Source organism: Ruegeria sp. YKSF070 (assembly GCF_059612725.1).
In genome coordinates, this window is the sequence record NZ_JBXWRD010000052.1 from 1 (window position 1) to 21528 (window position 21528).

Annotated in this window: 22 protein-coding genes and 1 tRNA gene; 11 read left to right on the forward strand and 12 right to left on the reverse strand. The window is 64.2% G+C overall.

Annotated elements, in window-relative coordinates; genetic code table 11:
* Nucleotides 1–694: enolase C-terminal domain-like protein (locus AC2FL1_RS19540; protein WP_496878028.1), on the reverse strand; the 694-nt coding region annotated here is incomplete at its 3' end.
* 102 nt (nucleotides 695–796) lie between these two features.
* Here AC2FL1_RS19540 and AC2FL1_RS19545 point away from each other — a divergent pair.
* Nucleotides 797–1714 carry a LysR family transcriptional regulator gene (locus tag AC2FL1_RS19545; protein WP_496878029.1) on the forward strand — a complete coding sequence of 306 codons (918 nt, stop codon included), beginning with the start codon at nucleotides 797–799 and terminating at the stop codon, nucleotides 1712–1714.
* A 75-nt stretch (nucleotides 1715–1789) separates the two neighbouring features.
* A tRNA-Ser gene (locus AC2FL1_RS19550) sits at nucleotides 1790–1879 on the forward strand.
* Between the two features lie 73 nt (nucleotides 1880–1952).
* Here AC2FL1_RS19550 and AC2FL1_RS19555 read toward each other — a convergent pair.
* Nucleotides 1953–2987, reverse strand: coding sequence for an AraC family transcriptional regulator (locus AC2FL1_RS19555; RefSeq protein WP_496825310.1), 1035 nt, complete (start codon nucleotides 2985–2987; stop codon nucleotides 1953–1955).
* A 75-nt stretch (nucleotides 2988–3062) separates the two neighbouring features.
* Here AC2FL1_RS19555 and AC2FL1_RS19560 point away from each other — a divergent pair, with 75 nt between their 5' ends.
* The gene (locus tag AC2FL1_RS19560; protein WP_496878030.1) at nucleotides 3063–4130 is read left to right on the forward strand and encodes a DUF1214 domain-containing protein; all 1068 of its coding nucleotides are present in this window, start codon (nucleotides 3063–3065) and stop codon (nucleotides 4128–4130) included.
* Nucleotides 4131–4149: 19 nt separating this feature from the next.
* Complete coding sequence (locus AC2FL1_RS19565; RefSeq protein ID WP_496878031.1) at nucleotides 4150–5151, forward strand: DUF1214 domain-containing protein; 1002 nt, start codon at nucleotides 4150–4152, stop codon at nucleotides 5149–5151.
* 360 nt (nucleotides 5152–5511) lie between these two features.
* Here the strand turns inward: AC2FL1_RS19565 and AC2FL1_RS19570 are convergent, their stop codons facing one another.
* From AC2FL1_RS19570 to AC2FL1_RS19600, 7 genes are all read right to left on the reverse strand, one after another.
* The gene (locus tag AC2FL1_RS19570) at nucleotides 5512–5985 is read right to left on the reverse strand and encodes a YHS domain-containing (seleno)protein (RefSeq protein WP_234142485.1); all 474 of its coding nucleotides are present in this window, start codon (nucleotides 5983–5985) and stop codon (nucleotides 5512–5514) included.
* 179 nt (nucleotides 5986–6164) lie between these two features.
* Nucleotides 6165–6440 carry a hypothetical protein gene (locus AC2FL1_RS19575; protein ID WP_496878032.1) on the reverse strand — a complete coding sequence of 92 codons (276 nt, stop codon included), beginning with the start codon at nucleotides 6438–6440 and terminating at the stop codon, nucleotides 6165–6167.
* Nucleotides 6437–7048, reverse strand: a complete 612-nt coding sequence (gene plsY, locus AC2FL1_RS19580) for a glycerol-3-phosphate 1-O-acyltransferase PlsY (RefSeq protein WP_496878033.1) — start codon at nucleotides 7046–7048, stop codon at nucleotides 6437–6439. The genes AC2FL1_RS19575 and plsY overlap by 4 nt, the downstream gene beginning before the upstream one ends.
* Complete coding sequence (gene pyrC, locus AC2FL1_RS19585) at nucleotides 7048–8328, reverse strand: dihydroorotase (protein ID WP_496878034.1); 1281 nt, start codon at nucleotides 8326–8328, stop codon at nucleotides 7048–7050. The genes plsY and pyrC overlap by 1 nt, the downstream gene beginning before the upstream one ends.
* Nucleotides 8325–8711: a hypothetical protein gene (locus AC2FL1_RS19590; protein ID WP_496825316.1), complete on the reverse strand. Its 387-nt coding sequence runs from the start codon at nucleotides 8709–8711 to the stop codon at nucleotides 8325–8327. Before AC2FL1_RS19590 ends, pyrC begins: the two co-directional genes overlap by 4 nt.
* Nucleotides 8696–9220, reverse strand: coding sequence for a hypothetical protein (locus tag AC2FL1_RS19595; protein WP_496878035.1), 525 nt, complete (start codon nucleotides 9218–9220; stop codon nucleotides 8696–8698). Before AC2FL1_RS19595 ends, AC2FL1_RS19590 begins: the two co-directional genes overlap by 16 nt.
* Nucleotides 9217–10152: an aspartate carbamoyltransferase catalytic subunit gene (locus tag AC2FL1_RS19600; protein WP_496878036.1), complete on the reverse strand. Its 936-nt coding sequence runs from the start codon at nucleotides 10150–10152 to the stop codon at nucleotides 9217–9219. Before AC2FL1_RS19600 ends, AC2FL1_RS19595 begins: the two co-directional genes overlap by 4 nt.
* A 745-nt stretch (nucleotides 10153–10897) precedes the next feature.
* Here AC2FL1_RS19600 and AC2FL1_RS19605 point away from each other — a divergent pair.
* From AC2FL1_RS19605 to AC2FL1_RS19630, 6 genes are all read left to right on the forward strand, one after another.
* Entirely contained in the window at nucleotides 10898–11683 is a 786-nt protein-coding gene (locus AC2FL1_RS19605) for a uracil-DNA glycosylase (RefSeq protein ID WP_496878037.1), read from the forward strand.
* On the forward strand, nucleotides 11683–12282 hold the full coding sequence (locus tag AC2FL1_RS19610; RefSeq protein ID WP_496825320.1) for a metallophosphoesterase family protein: 600 nt from the start codon (nucleotides 11683–11685) through the stop codon (nucleotides 12280–12282). The genes AC2FL1_RS19605 and AC2FL1_RS19610 overlap by 1 nt, the downstream gene beginning before the upstream one ends.
* Nucleotides 12279–12899 carry a LysE family translocator gene (locus AC2FL1_RS19615; protein WP_496878038.1) on the forward strand — a complete coding sequence of 207 codons (621 nt, stop codon included), beginning with the start codon at nucleotides 12279–12281 and terminating at the stop codon, nucleotides 12897–12899. Before AC2FL1_RS19610 ends, AC2FL1_RS19615 begins: the two co-directional genes overlap by 4 nt.
* A 4-nt stretch (nucleotides 12900–12903) precedes the next feature.
* On the forward strand, nucleotides 12904–13446 hold the full coding sequence (gene moaB / locus AC2FL1_RS19620; RefSeq protein ID WP_496825322.1) for a molybdenum cofactor biosynthesis protein B: 543 nt from the start codon (nucleotides 12904–12906) through the stop codon (nucleotides 13444–13446).
* A gap of 96 nt (nucleotides 13447–13542) precedes the next feature.
* Nucleotides 13543–15000, forward strand: a complete 1458-nt coding sequence (locus AC2FL1_RS19625; RefSeq protein WP_496878039.1) for an efflux RND transporter periplasmic adaptor subunit — start codon at nucleotides 13543–13545, stop codon at nucleotides 14998–15000.
* Between the two features lie 6 nt (nucleotides 15001–15006).
* Nucleotides 15007–18408 (forward strand): efflux RND transporter permease subunit, encoded by a 3402-nt coding sequence (locus AC2FL1_RS19630; protein WP_496878040.1) that lies wholly within the window; start codon nucleotides 15007–15009, stop codon nucleotides 18406–18408.
* Between the two features lie 7 nt (nucleotides 18409–18415).
* Here the strand turns inward: AC2FL1_RS19630 and AC2FL1_RS19635 are convergent, their stop codons facing one another.
* Together AC2FL1_RS19635 and AC2FL1_RS19640 are read right to left on the reverse strand one after the other, a co-directional pair.
* Nucleotides 18416–18835, reverse strand: coding sequence for an NUDIX hydrolase (locus tag AC2FL1_RS19635; protein WP_496825325.1), 420 nt, complete (start codon nucleotides 18833–18835; stop codon nucleotides 18416–18418).
* 3 nt (nucleotides 18836–18838) lie between these two features.
* Nucleotides 18839–19651: a protein-disulfide reductase DsbD domain-containing protein gene (locus AC2FL1_RS19640; RefSeq protein WP_496878041.1), complete on the reverse strand. Its 813-nt coding sequence runs from the start codon at nucleotides 19649–19651 to the stop codon at nucleotides 18839–18841.
* A gap of 140 nt (nucleotides 19652–19791) precedes the next feature.
* Between AC2FL1_RS19640 and AC2FL1_RS19645 the strand changes: the two genes are divergently transcribed.
* Nucleotides 19792–20346 (forward strand): YqgE/AlgH family protein, encoded by a 555-nt coding sequence (locus AC2FL1_RS19645; protein WP_496878045.1) that lies wholly within the window; start codon nucleotides 19792–19794, stop codon nucleotides 20344–20346.
* A gap of 146 nt (nucleotides 20347–20492) precedes the next feature.
* Here the strand turns inward: AC2FL1_RS19645 and AC2FL1_RS19650 are convergent, their stop codons facing one another.
* Nucleotides 20493–21443, reverse strand: coding sequence for an L-threonylcarbamoyladenylate synthase (locus tag AC2FL1_RS19650; protein WP_496878042.1), 951 nt, complete (start codon nucleotides 21441–21443; stop codon nucleotides 20493–20495).
* Between the last annotated feature and the right edge of the window lie 85 nt (nucleotides 21444–21528).

Here is a 21528-nt window from a genome sequence, read left to right on the forward strand (position 1 = left end):
GCTCGAACTGATGCGCGCGCACCGGCTGTTCGATGAAATCGGGCCGGAACCGCGCCACATCCAGCACACGCGGCACCGCCTCTTCGATCTCCAGCCCCTGATTGTAGTCGACACGCACCCGGAACTCGGGGAAGTCGCGCGCGATCCGTTCCAGCCGCATGATATCGAATGCATGGTCGCGAAAGCCGGTCTTGAGCTTGATCAGTCCGACGCCGTCCGCGCGCAACCGCTCCATCAGCGCGATATCGGCGTCGAAATCCGGGTTGGCGATGGAACAGCTGAGCGGGATCGTGTCGCGGCATTTTCCGCCAAGCAGCGCCCAAACCGGCAGGTTCGCAATGCGGCCCGCCAGGTCCAGCAAGGCGGTGTCCAGCGCCGCCTTGGCCTCGGTGCAATGGGCGACAGCGCGGGCAGCCTCTTCCATGATCGCAATCCTGTCGCTGACCCGCCGCCCGATGACGAGCGGACGCAGGTATCGATCAAGCGCCGCATAGCTGGCCTCGGGCGTGCCGGTAAAGACCGACCAAGGCGAGGCCTCGCCAAATCCCTCGACGCCACCTTCGGCCACAAGGCGCAGCACGACGATTTCGCAACTTCCCTCGACCCGGCCGATCCCGTGATCGCGCGCGGACACGACAGGCAAGGCTAGATGCCACAGATCCAATCCTATGATCTTTTGCTCAAGATCGCCCATCTTTATTCCCCGTTGACCCAAGGGGAGTGTGCGGAAGCTTTTGCATCATTTCCAATACTAATATTTGCACAAGGCATCACTTCTGATGATAACCTAAGTTATATGAGCCGCTTCTTTCGCCACTATCAGGCGTTTCACGCCATCATCGAGATCGGCACGGTGACAGGTGCCGCCGAACGGTTGGGTGTTTCGCAGCCCGCCATTTCCAATCTGCTGGCGCAGTTGGAGCGGCAAACCCGTCTCAAACTCTTTGAACGCAATCGCGGTCGCCTGTTGCCGACGCCCGAGGCAATGGTTCTGTTCGACGAGATCGACACGGTGATGCGCGGGTTGGGCCAGGTCAATCAGGCGGTGGTCGATCTGCAGAACCAGAAGGCCGGGCAGTTGCAGGTGGCCACCAACCACGCCATGGCCTTTGGCTTTCTGCCTGAGCAGATCGCGAGGTTTGCTGCCGACAAACCTAACCTGACCGTCGCCTTTCAGTCGCAATACTCGGCCAAGATTCAGGACTGGGTCATGGCCGGCCTGTTCGAGATCGGTATCTGCGAACAGCCTGTCCGAACCGATGGCCTGGACTGGGTCCCGTTCTTCTTCGAAATCCAATGCGCGGTGCCCGCCGACAGCCCGCTGGCCCGGCACGATGAACTGACGCCCACGCTGCTGGACGATGTACCCTTCATCGTCATGGGCGCCGACCATATGGTAACCCGCCGCGCCCGTGAGGCGTTTCATCGCGAAGGCGCCAACCTGAGAATTCGCTGCCAGACAGACCTGTTCCGCAACGCGCTCAACCTGGTGAAGCAGGGGCTTGGGGTTACGCTGGTCGACCCGTTCACCTTGTCCAGCGACGATCACAAGGGCTATGTCCTGCGTCGGTTTTTACCTCGCATCCTATTGGATGTCATCGTCGTCACGGCACGGGGCCGTCCGATCTCAGCGATGGGCGCTCAGTTTCTGGAGCAGGTTTCGGCCAGCATGACTGCCCTGGCGGTGGCGGCGCCTGACTCCGACGAGACATGAACAAATCGTCAGAGCGTACAAAAAACCCGCAATTTCGCCTTGTCCTCGGGTGATGAAATCCATAAACGGGTCAGCGGAGCTGTGGCCGAGTGGTCGAAGGCGCTCCCCTGCTAAGGGAGTAGGCCCGGAAGGGTCTCGTGGGTTCGAATCCCATCGGCTCCGCCACCGACACCTAGGCTCTGTCAGAACAACTTGGCTTGAGGGTTGGCTTGGGTTCGAGGACCGACAAGAACCGCGCTCAGACCCCGATTTGTGCAACAGCGCCGTTTCGACTTCCCCGGAAGCTCTTTGGTGACGAACCGGTCCACTCCCTGAACGCACGGCGAAAGCTCTTCGGCTCTTTGTACCCCAGCATTGCGGCGATCTGTTCGATCGGAATGTCAGAGTTCCGAAGCATTTCGCGTGCCTGCTCCTCGATGAACATAGAGCGGATCTTTCTGAATAACGTCCCTTCTGCGCCAAGTGCCCTTTGAAGAGACCTTGGGCCGATCGCAAGATGGGCCGCAACTTTGCTTTCGGAAGGCACATTTGTCGGAAAATGAGCGCGCATGATCTGTAGGACCGCGCTCTCCATGGATTGAACCGGCTCAACACCCATGAGAGCTCCAAGCTCCTCCAGTGTAATAGTTTTCTGAGCTAGCATCGGTTGAGGGTTTCGCGTGGCTAGGTCGCTTAGCCGGATTGCGACGGACGGAGACCGGGCGCCGGTCCTCACAGGTGCGCCGAGCAGATCTGCCAGCTTTGATTTGTCATCGCTATGCCCATCGGGAAGTTCGAGCCAATCGGGCCGCCAGTCCGCCCCGAGGAAATACCTGACCACCTTTGAGATAACGAATAGCGCCCCTTCATCAAGGTGCCGGTGGCCGACGACCGACAAGCCCTTCGAGTCTCGTCCGACAACCAGGTGCGTGTCAGTCTGTCGGATGACGATTTCAGAGCCAGGATGCGTCAGCGACAACGCGCGTCGCCCGCGTTCAAGCGCAGATCGCAGATCGGGTGCGCCCAGCACGTAGTTCGCATAGGCTCCGTAGGCCAAGTAGTCGAAGGCTTGGCCAACCCTGGCGCCCAGATGGCGATCGCCTATCGTGCGGGCGATGGACTCCAGTATGACGGCCTCCGCCGCGTAGGAGACAAACCCGGTTCCTTCTGAGAGCATTTTTCGGTCGAGGCCAGCCGATCGGAGCGCACTCTCGACGACGTGTTTCGGGGCGAAGCCGTCGAGAATGTCCACGACGTGCGCCAGTTCGATGATGTTGACCAACTTCTGTCTCATGGCGTCTCTTTGTCACAAAATGACCGGTGGCACTATGATAAAACGCGAGGCAAACGAAGATCTGGGAGGCGACTCATGAAAGGTAAACAATTGGTGATCCGCAGATTTGCGTTTCTGGCATTTCTGGCCGCGATCGTCTCTGGTCCCGCTCAAGCCCAGAACTTCGACGCCTCAATGGACCAGCTTGCCGACAGCAGGGAAATCCCGGTCACGGTGGACAATTTTATCCGTGCCGCGACAGACATCGAGTTCGGCAAATATGTTGCTCTCGCCGGAGGGGTGAACAAGTTCTACCATTTCCGCGATATGATGCCCGTTGACAACCAGACTACCATCAGCGCGAACCGGGATACGCTCTATAGCACCGCGATCATCGATATCAGCGAGGGCGCCACATTCACCCTTCCGGATGTCGGCGACCGCTACATGTCTGCGATGGTCATCAACCAGGATCATTACCTTAACAAGGTATTCCACGGCGGCGGCACCTATGCGCTCGAAATGGGCACGTTCGACACGCCCTATGTCGCTGTTTACCTGCGCGTACTGCTGGATGCGACCGACCCGGCGGACCTGGCCACCGTGCATGCGATCCAGGACCAGATGTCGATCGAGGCCGCATCGTCAGAGCCGTTCATCGTACCGCCCTATGACGAGGAGAGCTACAAGGGGCTTGTGAAGGCCGCCGTCGGTATCGGTGCCTACCTGCCGGACAGTTTCCGCATGTTCGGCAAAAAAGAGGATGTCGATCCGGTGCGGCATTTCATCGGGACGGCCGGGGGCTGGGGCGGGTTGCCCGAGGATGAGGCACTCTATCTCGGGGTCGTGCCGGGACTTCCCGTGGACGAATACAAGATCGAGGTGCCCGCCGATGTTCCGGTCAAAGACTTCTGGTCGGTCAGTGTCTACGATGCGAACCGCTATTTCGCGCCGAATGCGCTCGGCGCCTATGTCGTAAATTCTGTCAGCGGGACGCGCAACGCGGACGGCAGCATGACCGTGCATCTGGGCGGCTGCGACGAAGGGCGTGTGAATTGCCTGCCGCTCGTCGACGGGTGGCAATACACCGTGCGGCTCTACCGGGCGGCTCCGGAGGTCCTCGACGGATCGTGGACCTTCCCCAAAGTTCAGCCGGTGAACTGACTCAAATAGGACAACGAACATGCGATATCTCCTTGTTGCCATTGCGCTCTGCGCACCCGAGCCAGTCCTCGCCGAGGATATCACGATCCAGAATGTCATGCGCGCCGAGAGCGATACGATGTTCCGGCTCACCATGCAGACCAACGGGACCAGCGTCGGCGAGATCGCCCATGAGCGCGAAGTAACCTCCGCCGACAAACCGCAGCCGATCATCCGGCCCAACCAGGACACCTTGTATTCGGCCGCCATCATCGACCTGTCCGAGCCAGTGACGGTGACGCTGCCCGAGGGCGACGGGCGGTTCCAGTCGGTGCTGGTGATCAGCCAGGACCATTACAACTTTGCTTACGCTGAACCCGGTGCCTATGAACTGACCGAGGGCGATGTCGGGACCCGTTTCGCGATGCTCTTGTTCCGCACCTTTGTTGACGCGGGCGATCCCGACGATGCCGCCCGCGCCCATGCCGTGCAGGATGGAATACGCCTCTATGGTGGAGGAAGCGGCCCCTTCGAGGCGCCGGATTGGGACCTTGAAAACCTTGCAGCAGCGAGGAAGGCGGTCAGTGACCTTGCCGCCGCCGTCGGCCTCGATGCCAGCATCGCCTTTGGCCGTCGCGACGAGGTGGACCCGCTTGGCCATCTGATCGGGATGGCGGGCTGGGCGGGGCAACCGGCCACGACGGCCAGTGCTTTTGTCGACGCCGTCGACAAGAATGACGGTGAGACTCCCCATGCAGTGACGCTGCGCGACGTGCCGGTGGATGCCTTCTGGTCGATCACCGTCTACGACGCCGACGGCTTCCTCGCGCCCAACGAACTGGGGCGGAACAGCTACAACAACACTTCGGCCACCCCGAATGAGGACGGCTCCTACACCATCCACTTCGGCGGCTGCGAGGACGCGCGGATCAATTGCATCCCCATCACGCCAGGCTGGAACTATACGGTCCGGCTCTACGAGCCGCGCGCCGAGATCCTCGATGGCAGCTGGGTCTTTCCCGCTATGGAGCCCGTAGACTGAACCGAAAGGGGACACCATGAAACCCATTCTTCTGTCTGTCCCTCTGCTGGCACCTACCTTGTGTTTCGCCGAAAAGGTGGATGCCACCGTCGCCAACCTTGGTCGTACGTCCCTCCATGACAATCGACCCGCTGCTCTTTGAGAAGCCCCCTATTTCACGTCGCACCTCACTGTCAGTCCGGCGGGAGACGAGATCAGAGCGGGTTTTGCCGACCCATGGCCGGAGCGGAAGCTTGGCGTTTTAGAAGTCTTCGCTCTGCCGAGCTTTGTGAGAACCACCCGCAGGCGATTTCCTTTCCTCCCTCAAACAGAGAACGGCGGCAGATCGCTCTGCCGCCGTTCTTGATGTCGCAACCGAACTCAGTTCTGCAGCTCGGCTGGGCTCTTGTCGGCGATATCGGTCCAGTTGGCGTTGGCCTTCACGATGAAACCGGGGACGTCCTCTTCCCACTTGGCCTGGATCTCGTCGGACAGGTTCAGGTACAGCTTGTCGTCGACGATCTTCCAGTTGTCCGGGTCGCCATCGAACTTGAAGCCCATCGCTGCACCAAAGGCGCAGTAACCACCATAAGCGGGCAGATAGGCTTCCGGGTTCGCCTCGAACGTCGCCTTGTTCTCGGCGCTGGCAAAGCGATAGGTGGCATCATGATAGACCGAAGTGATCTTCCAGTCGCCTTCAGTGGCTTCGCCCACGGTGAAATAGGCCACCGGGTCATAGCCTTGCAGTGCCAGACCGGTCGAGCTGGCGTTCAGGTCGACACCGGCTGCCATGGCCGAACCGGCCAGCGTCAGCGACAGGGCGACGCCGCCGATGAAGGATTTGAGAGTGTTCATTCTAAGTGCCTTTCGCGTTGTTGGGCCCATGGCGATCGATGTGCGATAGGGTCCCTTTGATCCCGCACGGCGTAATTGCGCCGCGGTGACCCTGATCTGGGAGATCCCCCGATCACGTTCAAAGCAACTCTTTTTGAGTGGGCGTGTTGTGTGGGTGAGCACGTCGGGAGCAGCAGGACCTAGCCCCGGTTTCCCTCGCGGCGCAGCTGGCTTAGAAAGTTCAGGACCTTGTCCAGCGGCATCTCGCAGGGCGCCAGCCGCGGTCCTGCGGTCAGGTCGTAGAAACAAAGGCTGATGTAATCGTTGCCGCCGCGCTCGTGCGCGACCAGCTTGATCGAGCGTCCCCCCGCAAAGACGGTCTTGCAAACCAGATAGCGCTTGCCTCCGGACCGACCGTGATGCGTGCCGAGCGGCCAGTTCCGCAGACAGGTCAGCGCCGCCGGGATGGGGGTCAACTGGATTTCTGTCCGATGCGCGGCTCGGTGCCGGCCTTGAGGCGGGTGATATTGGCGCTGTGACGCCAATAGACCAGCAAGGTCAGCGCGATGCCAAGGAACAGCGTGGTGCCATAGCCAAGAAAGACCAGCCACAGCGTCGAACTGGCCGCCGCCGCCAGCGCGCTGAGCGAAGAGATGCGGGTGGCTAGGGCAACGACCAGCCATGTCAGGCAGCAGGCGATGCCGACAGGCCAGGCCAGCGCTAGCCAGAGGCCCAGAAAGGTAGCGACTCCCTTACCCCCCTTGAAGCCCAGCCAGACCGGATAGCAATGCCCCAGAAATGCCGCCAGCGCCGCCAGTTGTGCCGCATCCTCGGCTGCAAAGGCCCGCGCCAGCAGCACCGCTACCGCGCCCTTGCCGCCGTCCAATAGCAGGGTCAGTGCCGCCGCCTTCTTGCTGCCAGTGCGCAGCACGTTGGTGGCACCGATATTGCCCGAACCGATCTGGCGCAGGTTGCCCAGGCCCATGATGCGTGAAAGCAGCAGTCCAAAGGGGATCGAACCCAGACCATAGCCGATCAAGGCCCAGAGGATCAGCGCATTGGAGGCGGTATCGATTGGGGGCATCAGTCTCTCCGGTAGACGGGCAGGCCCGCGACATAGGTTGCCAGCACCCTACCCTGCATCCGCTGGCCGTCAAACGGGGTGTTTTGCGATTTCGATTTCAGCGTGAACCGGTCCAACACAAAGGGCGTGTCCGGGTCGAACAGCACAAGATCGGCAGGCGCCCCCGCGCTCAACCGCCCTGCGGCCAGCCCCAACCGCCGCGCCGGGTTCAGCGCCATGGCCCGGAACAGGGTAGGCAGGTCCAGTTGGCCCGCGTGGTAAAGCCTGAGTGCCGCTGGAAGCAGGGTTTCCAGCGCCACCGCACCACTGGCGGCCTCCTCAAAGGGCAGCCGCTTGCTTTCCTCGTCCTGCGGCGTGTGCATGGAACTGATCGTGTCGATCAGGCCCGTACGCACCGCCTCGATCACCGCCTGCCGGTCGTCTTCGCTGCGCAGGGGCGGCTTGACCTTGAAGAAGGTGCGATAGCCCGACACATCCAGTTCGTTCAGCGTCAGGTGGTGGATCGAAGTGCCAGCCGAGATATCAAGTCCGTTCTTCTTGGCCCGTTCCAGCGCGGGCAGGGCGCGCGCCGTGGTGATCTGGTCGGCGTGGTATTTCGCTCCCGTCATTTCCAACAGCGCGATATCGCGATCCAGCCCCATCCGCTCGGCCATGGGCGACACGGAGGGCAGGCCATAGAGCGCCGCGAACTTGCCGCTGGTGGCCGCCGCCCCCTCGCTCAGCCCCGGCTCCTGAGGATGCGCGATGACCAGCGCGCCGCAGGACTTGGCATAGGTCAGCGCGCGGGAAAACACCTTGGTATTGGCGACCACATGGTCGCAATCGGTGAACGCCACCGCGCCCGCATCCAGCAGGAACCCGATCTCGGTCATCTCGCGGCCCTGCCGCCCCTTGGTCAGTGCCGCCATCGGCAGCACATTGACCGGCGTGTCCGCCTGCGCCCGGCGGGTGACAAATTCCAGCGCTTCGGGCGTGTCGATGGCCGGGTTGGTGTCGGGGCGGGTGATGATGGTGGTGACACCGCCCGCCGCCGCAGCCTGTCCTGCCGACTTGTAGCTTTCCTTGTGGCGCTCGCCCGGTTCACCCACCTTGACGCCGATATCGACGATACCGGGGGCCAGGCACTTGCCGCCGCAATCGACCACCTCGACATGTTTGGGCACTCCGATCTCGTGGCCTTGCGCCACGATCCGCCCGCCCTCGACCAGCAGCGCGCCGCGCTCGTCGGTGCCCGCCTCGGGGTCGATCAGCCGGGCATTGGTGAAGAGGATATCGCTCATATCATCGCCCTTTCGATGGCGGTCTTGGTGGCGGCCGGGTTCGCCTGGTATTTGATCAGGTGCTTGTCACCGCCCTTGGTGACCACCTGAACATAGCTGCCCATGGTGCGCACGGTTTCGATCTGAGAGAGCGGAACACGAGGGCCAGGCCCGCTAAGTGTGCCCTCAGAGATCTCCCACACCACCGCCAGTTCTTCGGATGCAAGGTACCAGCCGCGCAGGGCAATCGCCGCCAGCCCCGCCGGCGCACCGGTCCAGATATATGGGTTGCCTAACGCCCAAAGCACTGCCATTGCTCCACCCATCGCAATCGCTGCCATCCAGGTGTGATTGCGCAGATAGGCTTGCCTGTCCGCGACAAATCGGATCACAGGATCAGCCATGCCAGCCCCGCGATGATCAGAGTCATGATGATGACAAACAGGGTGAGACCGATCTTACTGGCCTTGCGCCGTGCTGCGCGCGGTGACAGGCGGGGCGCGGAATGGGGCAGGGCGCTGGCGGTCTCTATCGAGGTGCCGGACCAATCAGTCCCGGCCTCGCGATACGTCCCGATGGGCTTGAGCATCGCAGGCAGCGGCAGGTCCAGCGCCCGCCCTTCAAAGGCCCGGCTGCGCAGCATCAGCACCCAACCGGTACGCGCCCGCAACTCTGCCCGGTCGAACTGATCCTCGGGCACGCCAAGCCCCTCGGCCAGATATCCATCAAGGCCCAGTTCCTCTAGATCCGAAATAGGGAAAACCTCGACCTGATCCATGTCGAGCGTCTCGACCCCAAGGAACTGCGCTACCGCGCCCGGCTCTTGCAGGAACCGCGCCTCCTCGGGCCGCATGTCGAGGGAATAGAGCCGGATCATGCCATGCTCGTTTGCGGATACATTCAGCCGGGTCATGCGGCCTCTCGCAGGTTGCGGGCCAGCAGCTCCATCGCCGCCATACGCACGGCGACGCCCATTTCCACCTGTTCCTGGATCACCGAGCGGTTGATGTCGTCGGCCAGCGTTCCGTCGATCTCGACCCCCCGGTTCATCGGGCCGGGATGCATCACGATGGCGTCCGCCTTGGCCAATCCGAGTTTGTCGCGATCCAGCCCGTAGCGGTGGTAATACTCGCGCTCGGACGGGATGAAACCGCCATCCATCCGCTCGCGCTGAAGGCGCAGCATCATCACCACGTCGACGTCTTTCAGCCCCTCGCGCATGTCGTCATAAACCTCGGCGCCGAACTCGGCGAACTGGGCGGGAACCAGCGTCGGCGGGCCGATCAGGCGGATCCGGTTTTCCATCTTGCCCAGCAGGATCAGGTTCGAGCGGGCCACGCGGCTGTGGGCGATGTCACCACAGATGGCGATGTTCAACCGGTGCAGCCGCCCCTTGGCCCGGCGGATCGTCAGCGCGTCCAAGAGCGCCTGTGTCGGATGCTCGTGCCGCCCGTCGCCCGCGTTCAGCACCGCGCAATTGACCTTCTGCGCCAGCAGGTCCACGGCGCCCGAATGCGGATGCCGCACGACAAGCAGGTCGGGATGCATCGCGTTCAATGTCATCGCGGTGTCGATCAGGGTTTCGCCCTTCTTGATCGAGCTGGCCTGCATCGACATGTTCATCACATCCGCGCCCAGCCGCTTGCCCGCCAGTTCGAAACTGGCCTGTGTGCGGGTGGAGTTTTCAAAGAACATGTTGATCTGGGTCAGCCCCGACAGCACGTCGGAATGCTTGGCCGATTGCCGGTTCAGGTCCACATAGGTCTCGGCCAGGTCCAGAATGGCGGTGATATCGGCGGGAGACAGCTGTTCGATGCCAAGCAGGTGTCGGTGGGCAAATGACATGGGCGGCTCCGGTCAGGCGATTGCGCCGCTTATAGAAAGCGCGCGGGCCGGGGGCAATACGGCCTGTCGCCTCAGTCGGAAGGCGCGCAGCCCCCTTCGGGCAGGCAGAACTCGCCGGGTTTGCACCATTTGCCTTGCCCGCAATCAATGGCCTTGAGCGGGACACAGCCCCGTTCGGCCGAGCATTTGAAGCCGGGGCGGCATTGCGATCCGGTCTCTTGGCAAAGGAACCAGCCGACGCGACTGCATCCACCTTCGGGGAGGCATTGAGTGCCTGCCGGGCAGACCCGCCCGTCCTTGCAGGGCGTGTTTGTCGGGAGGTCCAAGTCGCGTGAAGTGATAGGAACACATCTGCCACTGGCGGTGCAGGTCATGCCGGGGCCGCAGGTCAGGCCCGATTGGCAGCTGCCGTCTCCCTTGGGGGCACAGCCTGTACCGCCCGCCACACATTGCTCGAACGGGCCGCACGAACGTCCACCGCCGCAATAGGTCGCGCCCAGGGGGATGCAATAGCCGTCCCAGGTACAGGTCTGCGCCCCTGAACAACAGCTTGTCGCGCCGCACCGAAAGGTTCCGGGCGGGCAATCGCCGGTTGCGGCGCCAGCAGGAAGCGTGGCGCAGAACCAGAGCAGAACGGGTAACTGCCAGAGGCTGAAACGGGACATGACCCCATGCTCGACCCCGTCGCGCGGGCTGTCCAGCCCAATCCGCTTTCCCTTGCCGCAGGGACGGTTAGATTGGGGGCATGGAATCGGCACTTGACCCTCATACCGCGCTGGCCCTGCTGCAATGGCAGGTCGAACTGGGTGTGTCCGAGACGATCCTGGATGCGCCGCTCGATCGCTATGCGCTGCCGGAAACCGCGCCGCGCAAGCCTGAACCGGCCGCGTCCGATCCGCGCCGCCCGGCGATGCCTGCCCCGCCGCCCAAGGCGCCCGAGGTCGATCCGGCGCAAGAGGCTGCCCGCGCCGCGCGGGCGGTGGCTTCGCTCGACGCGCTGCGCGCGGCTTTGGCCGAGTTCGAACATTGCGAGCTGAAGCGCGGCGCCCGTAACCTGGTCTTTGCCGATGGGGTGCCCGGCGCGCGGCTAATGATCATTGGTGAGGCTCCGGGCCGCGACGAAGACCGCGAGGGGCGGCCCTTTGTCGGGCGGGCCGGGCAGTTGCTGGACCGGATGCTTGGGGCCATCAACCTCAGCAGGACCGAAAGCGTCTATATCACCAACGTCCTGCCCTGGCGGCCCCCGCAGAACCGCGACCCGTTGCCGGTGGAAATCGGCATGATGAAGCCGTTTCTGGAACGGCATGTGGCATTGGCCAAGCCCGAGGTGCTGGTGTTGATGGGCAATATCAGCTGCGAAACGGTGCTAGGGCGACGCGGGATTACCCGGTTGCGCGGGCAATGGACCCAAGCCATGGGCCTGCCGGTGCTACCGATGTTTCATCCGGCCTATCTGCTGCGTCAGCCGCAGATGAAGCGGCAGGCCTGGGCCGATCTGCTGGAGCTTAAGGCGAAACTGAGGGAGGCGTGATGCGCATTCTGGCCTTTTCCGATCTGCACATGGCGCGCGCCCGGGCCGCCGATCTGGTTGCCGCCAGTCTTGAGGCCGATCTGGTCATCGGGGCAGGTGATTATTGCAACGGCCGGCAGGGGCTGGATCAGGCGATGGCGATGCTGGCCGGGATAATGGTGCCGCTGGTGCTGGTGCCCGGTAACGCCGAAAGCGCCGACGAGCTGCGCGCCGCCGCCCCCGATGGTGCCCATGTGCTGCACGGGTCCGGTGTGCGGATCGACGGTCTGCGTCTGTTTGGTGTGGGGTATGGCGTGCCGCCCACCCCCTTTGGCGACTGGTCCTGCGACCTGACCGAGGGCGCGGCGGCCGAACTGCTCGACCGCTGCACAGGTGCCGATATCCTTATCACCCATTCGCCGCCCAAGGGGATCGGCGATGTGACCGGAACAGGGCTTTCGGTCGGGTCTACCGAGATCCGCGACGCTATCGAACGGGTTCAGCCAAGGCTGGCGCTGTGCGGACATATTCATGACAGCTGGGGGGCCGAAGGCATGATTGGGCGCAGCCGCGTCGTCAACCTTGGTCCCACAGTGAACTGGTTCGAGATACCGGCATGATCGATCCGGTCACCTTGCTTACATTCGTCCCCGCCGCGCTCGCGCTGAACCTGACGCCGGGGGCCGACATGATGTTCTGTCTCGGGCAGGGGCTTCGCGCGGGTCCGCGCGCGGGCTGGGCCGCCAGCGCCGGTATTTCGGCGGGTGGCATGGTGCATGTTTCGATCGCGGGACTGGGTCTGGGGGCTGCGGTGCAGGCGATGCCCTGGCTGTTCGACGTGATCCGCTGGGCCGGGGTTGCCTATCTGCTCAGGCTGGCCTGGGGCGCGTTGCGGCAAGAGTTCAGCGCATCCGAGGTGCCGGCACGCCCTGCGCGCCGCGCCTTTCGTGACGGAATGCTGGTGAACCTCACCAACCCCAAGGTGATCCTGTTCGTTCTTGCCTTCATCCCGCAATTCATCGACCCGGCTGCCGGGCCGATCCTGGCGCAATTCCTGACATTTGGCCTGGTGATCGCGATTGGCGGATTCATCGTCAACGGTATGGTGGGCCAGTTCGCTGGCGGGCTGGGCAGACGGCTGACCGGCGATCCGCGATTGGGTCGTCTGCTAAGCCATCTCACCGCCGGCATTTTCGCCGCGCTGGCGCTGCGGCTTGCCCTGCTAGAAAGGACCTGACCCCTTGTCCCGCATCGACGAAAACCTTGACTTCATCCCGGTCCGTATCGCGGTGCTGACCGTGTCGGATACCCGCTCGATCTCGGAGGACCGCTCGGGCCACACTCTGGTCGACCGGATCGCGCGGGCGGGACACATTTTGGCCGACCGGCGTATCATCCGGGACGAACGCGCCCAGATTGCCGACCAGCTGCGCGCCTGGGTTGCAGACCCTGAGATCGACGTGATCATCTCGACCGGTGGCACCGGCCTGACCGGGCGCGACGTGACCGTCGAGGCCCATCGCGACGTCTATGAAAAAGAGATCGAGGCCTTTGCCACCGTCTTTACCCTGATCTCGATGGAAAAGATCGGTACCTCGGCGGTACAGTCACGCGCCACGGGTGGTGTGGCGGGCGGCACTTATCTGTTCGCATTGCCCGGCAGCCCCGGTGCCTGCAAGGATGCCTGGGACGGAATTCTGGAAAAACAGCTGGATTATAGGCACCGGCCCTGCAATTTCGTGGAAATCATGCCCAGATTGGACGAACACTTGCGACGGAAATAGCTTTGCGACCCGTTCAAGCACTTGGGGCTTGGCGTTTTTCCATGCGCTGCTAGTTCTGTTACAGTGCGATCCTGAGCGAGCGGGGTGCGAAAACCGATGCGATTTCTGCGGCAGAGCCTTTTGGGTGTCTTTCTGGCTTCGGTGGCGCTTGCCCTGCTGATCTGGGCCGGACAGCTGGTGATGGAGGCGGTGCAGGTCAGAATGGCCGGCGACCGCAAGCCTCCGGCGGCGCGCGAACGGGTCTTTGCCGTCAACGTGCAGCGTGCCGAATACGGCACCGTCACCCCGGTTCTCGAAGCCTTCGGTCAGGTGCAGAGCCGCCGCACTCTGGAACTGCGTGCCGCCATGGGCGGACGGGTGATCGGCCTGTCGGACAGTTTCGTCGAGGGCGGTGCGGTCGCGATGGGCGAAGTGCTGGTGCGCATCGACCCGGCCAAGCCGCAGACCGAGCTGGACCGCGCGCGATCCGACCTGATGGATGCCGAGGCAGAGGAACGCGATGCCGCAAGGGCGCTGATCCTGGCCGGTGACGAGTTGCAGGCCGCCGAGGATCAGTCCGCGTTGCGGGCCCAGGCGATGAAGCGGCAGCGGGACTTGGTCGAACGCGGTGTCGGCAGCGCCGCTGCCGCCGAGACCGCTGAACTGGCCGATGCCCAGGCGCGGCAAGCCGTTTTGGCGCGGCGTATCGCGGTGGCCCAGGCCGAGGCACGGGTGGATCAGGCTGCGACCCGGTTGGCCCGCGCCCGACTGGCTCTGGAACAGGCCGAGCGCGATCTGACCGAAACCGAGGTCACCGCCCGTTTCGACGGCACGCTCAGCGGTGTGACTCTGGTCGAGGGGCGGCTGGTGGCTGTGAACGAGAAACTGGCGGAACTGATCGATCCCAACGCACTCGAGGTGGTGTTCCGGGTCTCGACAGCACAGCATACGCGCCTGCTGGATCCGGCGGGTCGGCTGATCGGCGCGCCGGTTGAAATCGAACTGGATGTGGCCGGGGCCGATCTGACCGCTACCGGAACCGTCAGCCGCGACAGCGCGGCAGCGGGTGAGGGGCAGTCGGGCCGGGTGATCTATGCCCGTCTCGATGCGGCGCCGGGGTTCAAGCCCGGCGATTTCGTCACCGTCCGTGTCGAGGAACCGCCGCTGGCCGACGTGGTCCGCCTGCCGGCCTCGGCGCTGGACGCGGCGGGCACGGTGCTGGTTCTGGATAGTGAGGACCGGTTGGAACAATTGCCTGTCACCTTGATCCGGCGGCAGGGCGATATGGTGCTGCTCCGGGGCGAGGGGCTTGCCGGGCGGGAGGTGGTGCTGGGCCGCACGCCGCTCTTGGGTCCCGGTATCCGGGTCCGTCCCCTGCGGGACGAGGCGCAGGCGGGCAGCCCCGATCTGTCGATGCTTGAGTTGAGCGACGAGCACCGCGCCCGGCTGGTGGCGCTGGTCGAGGCCAATGAGCGGATGCCTTCGGAAGTGAAGGCCAAGGTGCTGGGCCAGCTCGCCGAAACCCGCGTTCCCGCCGGGCTGGTGGCCCGGCTGGAAGACCGGGCCGGGGGCTGATCCGCGATGGTGCGCGGCATCCCCAGCGCGGCGGGCGGCTTGCTCAGCTATTTCACCCGGCACCGGACGGCGGCGAACCTGCTCTTGATGGTGCTGTTGGTGCTGGGCGCGGCGGCGATCCCCAACATGCGGGCGCAGTTCTTTCCCGATGTGATCGTGCAAAGCGTTTCGGTCAACGTGGAATGGGAGGGCGCCGGCCCCGAGGATGTGGACAGCGCCATCGTACAGGTGCTGGAACCAGCGCTGCTGGCAGTCGACGGGGTGGAAAGCACCACCGCCAGTTCCCGCGAAGGTCGCGCCGATATCGAACTGGAGTTCGAGCCCGGCTGGGACATGTCGCAGGCCGCCGACGATGTGCAGGCCGCGGTCGATGCGGTGACCACACTGCCCGAGGATGCCGAGGACCCCTCGGTCCGCCGGGGCGCCTGGCGCGACCGGGTCACCGATGTGGTGGTCACCGGGCCGGTAGGGCCGCAACAGTTGGCGCTCTTTACCGACGAGTTGATCGTGCGCCTGTTCGAGATCGGCGTTACCCGTACTACCATTCGCGGCATCGCCGCGCCGCGCACGGTGGTCGAAGTCTCTTCGGCCAAGCTGATCGCCAATGACATTTCGATGACCGAGATCGCCACGGCCATTGCTGCCGAGGTCACCGGCGATCCGGCGGGCGATGTCTCGGGTGCCAATGCGCGCATCCGGACGGGGGTGGAAAAGCGCAGTCCCGAGGATATCGCGGGCATTGTCCTGCGCTCGAACCCCGATGGTTCCAAGCTGCGGATCGCGGATGTGGCCCAGATCCGGGTCGAAGGGGTCACGCGCGACCGCGCCTATTGGGTCGGCGACCAGCCGGCCATGTCGATCCGGGTCGACCGGTCCGACCGGGGCGACGCGATCCAGGTACAGAAACAGGTCGCCGAGGTGGTCGAGCGGATGCAGGCCAGCCTGCCCCAGGGCGTCACCATGCAGCTGATCCGCACCCGCGCCGAGGCGATCACCGATCGTCTCAACATACTGGTCGACAACGGGCTGATGGGGCTGGCGCTGGTGGTGATGCTGCTGTTCCTGTTCCTGAACGCGCGTACCGCCTTCTGGGTGGCGGCGGGGATTCCGGCCTCGATGTTTGCAGCCATCGCGCTGATGTATGTGGGCGGGCTGACCATCAACATGGTGTCCCTCTTTGGCCTGATCATCACGCTGGGCATCGTGGTGGACGATGCTATCGTCGTCGGCGAACACGCCGATTTCCGCGCCCGGCATCTGGGCGAACACCCCGTGGTCGCCGCCGAGACGGCAGCGCGCCGCATGGCGATGCCGGTCTTTGCCGCGACGCTGACAACGATCATCGCCTTTTTCGGCCTGACCGCCATCGGCGGCCGGTTCGGAGAGCTGATCCGCGACATCCCCTTTACGGTGATCGCGGTGCTGGCTGCCTCTCTGGTCGAATGTTTCCTGATCCTGCCCAACCACATGTCCCATGCCATCGCCCATTCGGCCAAGGAGCATTGGTATGACTGGCCAAGCCGGGTGGTGAACCGCGGCTTTCGCTGGGTGCGTGATCACCTGTTCCGGCCCTTTATCGGTTGGGTCGTTCATGCCCGCTATGTGGTGCTGGCCGCGACCGTCACCGTGCTGGCCAGCCAGGCGGCGCTGTTCATCACCGGCGATGTGCAATGGCGCTTCTTCAACGCGCCCGAGCGTGGCTCGGTCACCGGCAATTTCATCATGGTCGAAGGCGCCACGCGGGCCGACACGCTGGAGATGATGCGCGAATTGCAGCGTGCCACCGAGGAGCTGGGCCGCATCTACGAAGAACGCCATGGCCGCAACCCGATCGACTATGTCCTGGCCGAGATCGGCGGCAATGCTGGACGCGGTCTCGCAGGGGCCGAAACCAAGGATGCCGATCTGTTGGGCGGTATCTCGATCGAGCTGATCGACGCCGATTTGCGCCCCTATTCCAGTTTTGCCTTTGTTGGTGAGTTGCAGGATTTCGTTACCCGCCATCCCAAGGTCGAAACGCTCAGCTTCCGAGGCTGGCGCTCGGGGCCGGGTGGCGATGCGCTGGACGTGCAGTTCTATGGTGCCTCGGCGCAGGTGCTCAAGGCTGCGTCGAACGACCTTCAGGCGGCGCTGTTGCGCTATCCCGAGGTCTCGGCGGTCGAGGACGATCTGGCCTATGACAAGGAAGAGGTGGTGCTGGACCTGACCGCGCAGGGTCAGGCGCTGGGCTTTACCGTCGATGCGCTGGGCCGGGCGCTCAGGGCGCGGCTGAACGGGATCGAGGCGGCCACCTATCCAGATGGCCCGCGCAGCGCCGAGATCCGGGTGGAACTGCCCGAGGGCGAGCTGACCGCTGATTTCCTGGAACGCACGCTGATGCGGGCGCCTGCCGGGGTCTATGTGCCGCTGGCCGATATCGTTTCGGTCAGCCAGCGCACCGGGTTTTCGACCGTTCGGCGCGAAAACGGCATCCGTCGGATCTCGGTCACCGGTGATATCTCCGAGGACGATCCGGCGCGGGCCACCGAGATTTCGACCGCGCTGGAAACGCAGATCCTGCCGCGAATCGCCAGTGAACGTCAGGTCGAATGGCGCATGTCGGGGTTGAGCGAGCAGGAGGACACGTTTCTCTCCGAAGCGGCGACCGGTCTGACCCTCTGCTTGACCGGCATCTACCTGGTGTTGGCATGGATCTTTGCCAGCTGGACCCGGCCGCTGGTGGTGATGGCGATCATTCCCTTCGGCCTCGTCGGCACAATCTGGGGCCATTACATCTGGGAGGTTCCGCTGAGTATGTTCACGGTGGTGGGTCTTTTGGGCATGACCGGCATCATCATCAACGATTCCATCGTGCTGGTGACAACCATCGACGAGTATGCCGAGAGCCGGGGGTTGCTGCCCTCGATCATTGACGGGACGGCCGACCGGTTGCGGCCCGTTTTGCTGACCTCGCTGACCACGGTACTAGGCTTGGCTCCGCTGCTTTATGAAAGCTCGCAACAGGCGCAGTTCCTGAAACCCACAGTGATCACGCTGGTCTATGGTCTGGGCTTTGGCGTGCTTCTCGTGCTGCTGGTGGTGCCGGCGCTGCTAGCGGTGCAGAACGATGTGGCGCGCCCCCTGTCGGCGTTGCGCCGAGCGCTCCGTGGCGGGGCGCCGCTTGCGAGGGCGGCAGTGGCGGTGAGCGGTACTCTGACACTGGCATGGCTGGGTGCCACGGTGGCCTGGGTTGCGGTGACCGGCGCGCTGCCCGCTTGGCTGCTGGGGACGCTTCCGTCGCTGCAGGGGGTGGCACCGATGCCCGCCGCGCTGGCGCTGTTCATCGGAGGTGCACTGGTGGTGTGCCTGCTGGCAATGGCGGTCTCGGCCCTGATCCTGATGCGAAGCGGTGGACGCAAACCGGCCTGAGCAGGTCTCAGTCCGCGCGCAGGGCGATTTCCATCAACTCGGTCACCCGGTCGATCAGTGGAACCACGCCATCGCGCAGGTGGTCGATGGGAAACCAGCGCGCATCCATCGCATCGTCACCGGCCTGCAGCGTGCCCCCCTGATAGCGGCAGAGCACACCGACCAGCAGATAATGCACCACCGCCTGTCCGTCGCCATCGCGGTGGATCAGGTCGAAATGGGTCAGATAGCGCTGCGCGCGGGCCTCGATCGCGGTTTCCTCGCGCAGTTCGCGTAAGGCGGCGTCGCGAACGGTCTCGCCCCATTCCACATGACCGCCGGGAAAGCCCCACAGGCCGCGCCCGGGATCCTTGCCGCGTTGCGCCAGCAGCACTTGGCCCTCGTGGATCACCACGGCCAATGCGCCGATCTTTGGCTGAGGCGTCACCGATCAGCCCGGCAGGCAGCCGTGGATATCCACCGTGCGTTTGGCGCCCAGTACGGTGATGCGGATGCGCGAGCGGTCGAGTGCAAAGGCCGTGCCGCCGGCATTGAGGATTTCCGAGCTGGCGATCAGGGTATTGCCCTGGCGCCGGGTCTGCGCCTCGCCGGCCCAGAGCGCCGGATCACCCGGTTCGAACACGGCAAGTTCCGATCCGCCCGCCGAGGGCATCGAGATCCGTGCCTCGATCCGCATACCGTCCTGGCTGGGGCTGATCCGGCAGGTGGCCGAGGTCACGCCAGCCTCGGCGGCCGAATAGGGCCGCCTGGCCAGCGCCGCCACGATGGTCGGGTTGCGCGGTGCGCCGGCGTCAAGCGTATGATCGAAGTCCAGATTGCCCGGTACGCAGATATCCTTGCAGACGCCAAATTCCATCTCGCCGCGCAGCCGTACCGGGCGATTGGAATCCTTTGGGGTGATCTCGATCGGCAGCACCATCTGGTCGGTATAGCCGATCGACCGCAGGCCGCTTTGCTCGAACACTTCGGGCGCGGGCCAGGTGATGCTCACCTCGCCGAGATTGCGCGAGCCGCGCCAGTCGAAACTGGGAGGGATACCCGCCTCGCCCGGAGCGCGCCAATAGGTTTTCCAGCCCTCGGACAGGGTCATGCGGATCGCGCCCAGATAGGTGCCGCGTGGGGTCAGCCCGCCGTCGAGGATTTCGATCTGCACCAGATCGTCCAACCCCGCCGCGGGGGCGGGAGTGGCGAGCGGCAGGCTCAGCAGCGCGGCAAGCGCCAAGGCAGAAAAGCGGGTCGACATGCTCAATACATGCGCTTTCAGGGGCGGTTTGCCAAGTCACGATCCGGTCAGGCGCGGGATTTCCGCGCGCAACACTGGCTGTCCCTTGCACCCTGGCCTGCGGTTCCCCATTGTAAGGGAAAGGAGAGCCCGCGCCGATGATGGACCTGACCGGAAAACTGCTGATCGCGATGCCGGGGATGGGCGATCCGCGCTTCGAACGCTCGGTGATCTTCCTGTGCAGCCATGGCGAGGACGGTGCCATGGGGCTGATCGTGAACAAGCCCGCCGATCTGAACGTTGCCACGCTGCTGGAGCAGCTTGAGATTCCAGCGACCTCGGCGACCGCGGCCCACGCGCCGGTACGGCTGGGCGGACCGGTAGAGATGGCACGCGGCTTTGTGCTGCACTCACCGGATTACGCAGGCAAATTGCAGTCGCTGAAAGTGTCGGACGCGTTCACCATGACCGCGACGCTGGATATTCTCGAAGACATTGCGCGCGACAGCGGCCCTGCCCGCGCGGCGCTGATGCTGGGATATTCCGGTTGGGGGCCGGGACAGCTGGAGGCGGAAATCGCCGACAATGGCTGGCTTACCGCCGAGGCCGATCCCGATATCGTGTTCGGCAGTCGTGATGACGAGAAATGGGAAGCGGCGCTGAAATCGCTCGGGATTGACGCGCTTTTGCTGTCGGCCAGCGCCGGTCACGCCTGATCCGATAGCGCGCCTGTGGCGCGCTCGATGTCTCGTCGTCGTTCCTCCTCCTCGGTGCATGTGGCGGCGTGACTTGCCGTCTTGCTGTTTGGGTTATGAGGGGGGGATGCCTCCGGCGGGAGTATTTCGGGCGAAATGAAGCGGGTTTAGGGCGCGCGCGGCGCGGCGGCGCGGCGCAGGCGGTCGTTGATGGCAAGGCCCAGGCCGCGCTCGGGGATCGGGGCGATGGCAATGGGGTGGCCTGTTGCGTCGAGCCGGTGCAGCGCTGCGAAGAGATTTGCGGCGGCTTCGGTCAGGTTGCCCGTGGGTGATAGGTTTTCGTCGCAGTCCATCGGGCCGAAGCCGAGGAAGACTTCTTCATCCAGAGGGGCTGTGGCATTGAGGCGCACCGCGCCTTGAGGAGCGTAATGCGACAGCAGCTGACCTGGTGCACTGATCTCATCGCCCTGCTGGTGCCGCGCCAAAGGCTGGCCGAGCAGCGCCTCGATCTCTTCGGCGGGCAGGCCACCAGGACGCAGCAGGGTGGGCGCTCCGGAAAGGCCGATGATGGTCGATTCCACGCCCACGCCGCAGGGACCGGCATCGAGGACTGCCGCGATCCGGCCATCGAGGCCTGCCAGCACGTGATCCGCCGTGGTCGGGCTGATCCGGCCCGAAGGGTTGGCCGACGGTGCGGCGACCGGCCGGTCGAGGGTGTCGAGCAGGGCGCGGGCGGTCGGGTGGGCGGGCACCCGCACCGCCAGCGTGTCGAGCCCGGCGGTAACCAGTTCGGATATCCCATGGTTGGCGCGCAACGGCAGAACCAGCGTCAGCGGGCCGGGCCAGAAGGCGGTGGCGAGCCGCTCGGCGGTTTCGGACCAGCGTACATGGCGCCCGGCGGCCTCGGCACTGGCGACATGGGCGATCAGTGGGTTGAAGCTGGGCCGACCCTTGGCGGCATAGATGCCGGCCACCGCCTGCCCGTTGGTGGCATCGCCACCCAGTCCATAGACCGTCTCGGTCGGGAAGGCGACAAGCTGGCCCACCCGCAGCAGCTCTGCCGCGCGGGCGATGCCGTCGGGATCGGCGGCAAGGCGAAGGGTGTGTTGGACTGGCATGGCGGGGTGGTGACGCGGCGTTTTGGTTGCTTGCCGGATGGCTCTGGATAGGTAATCGGACAAGCCTTGATACATACCGATGCGC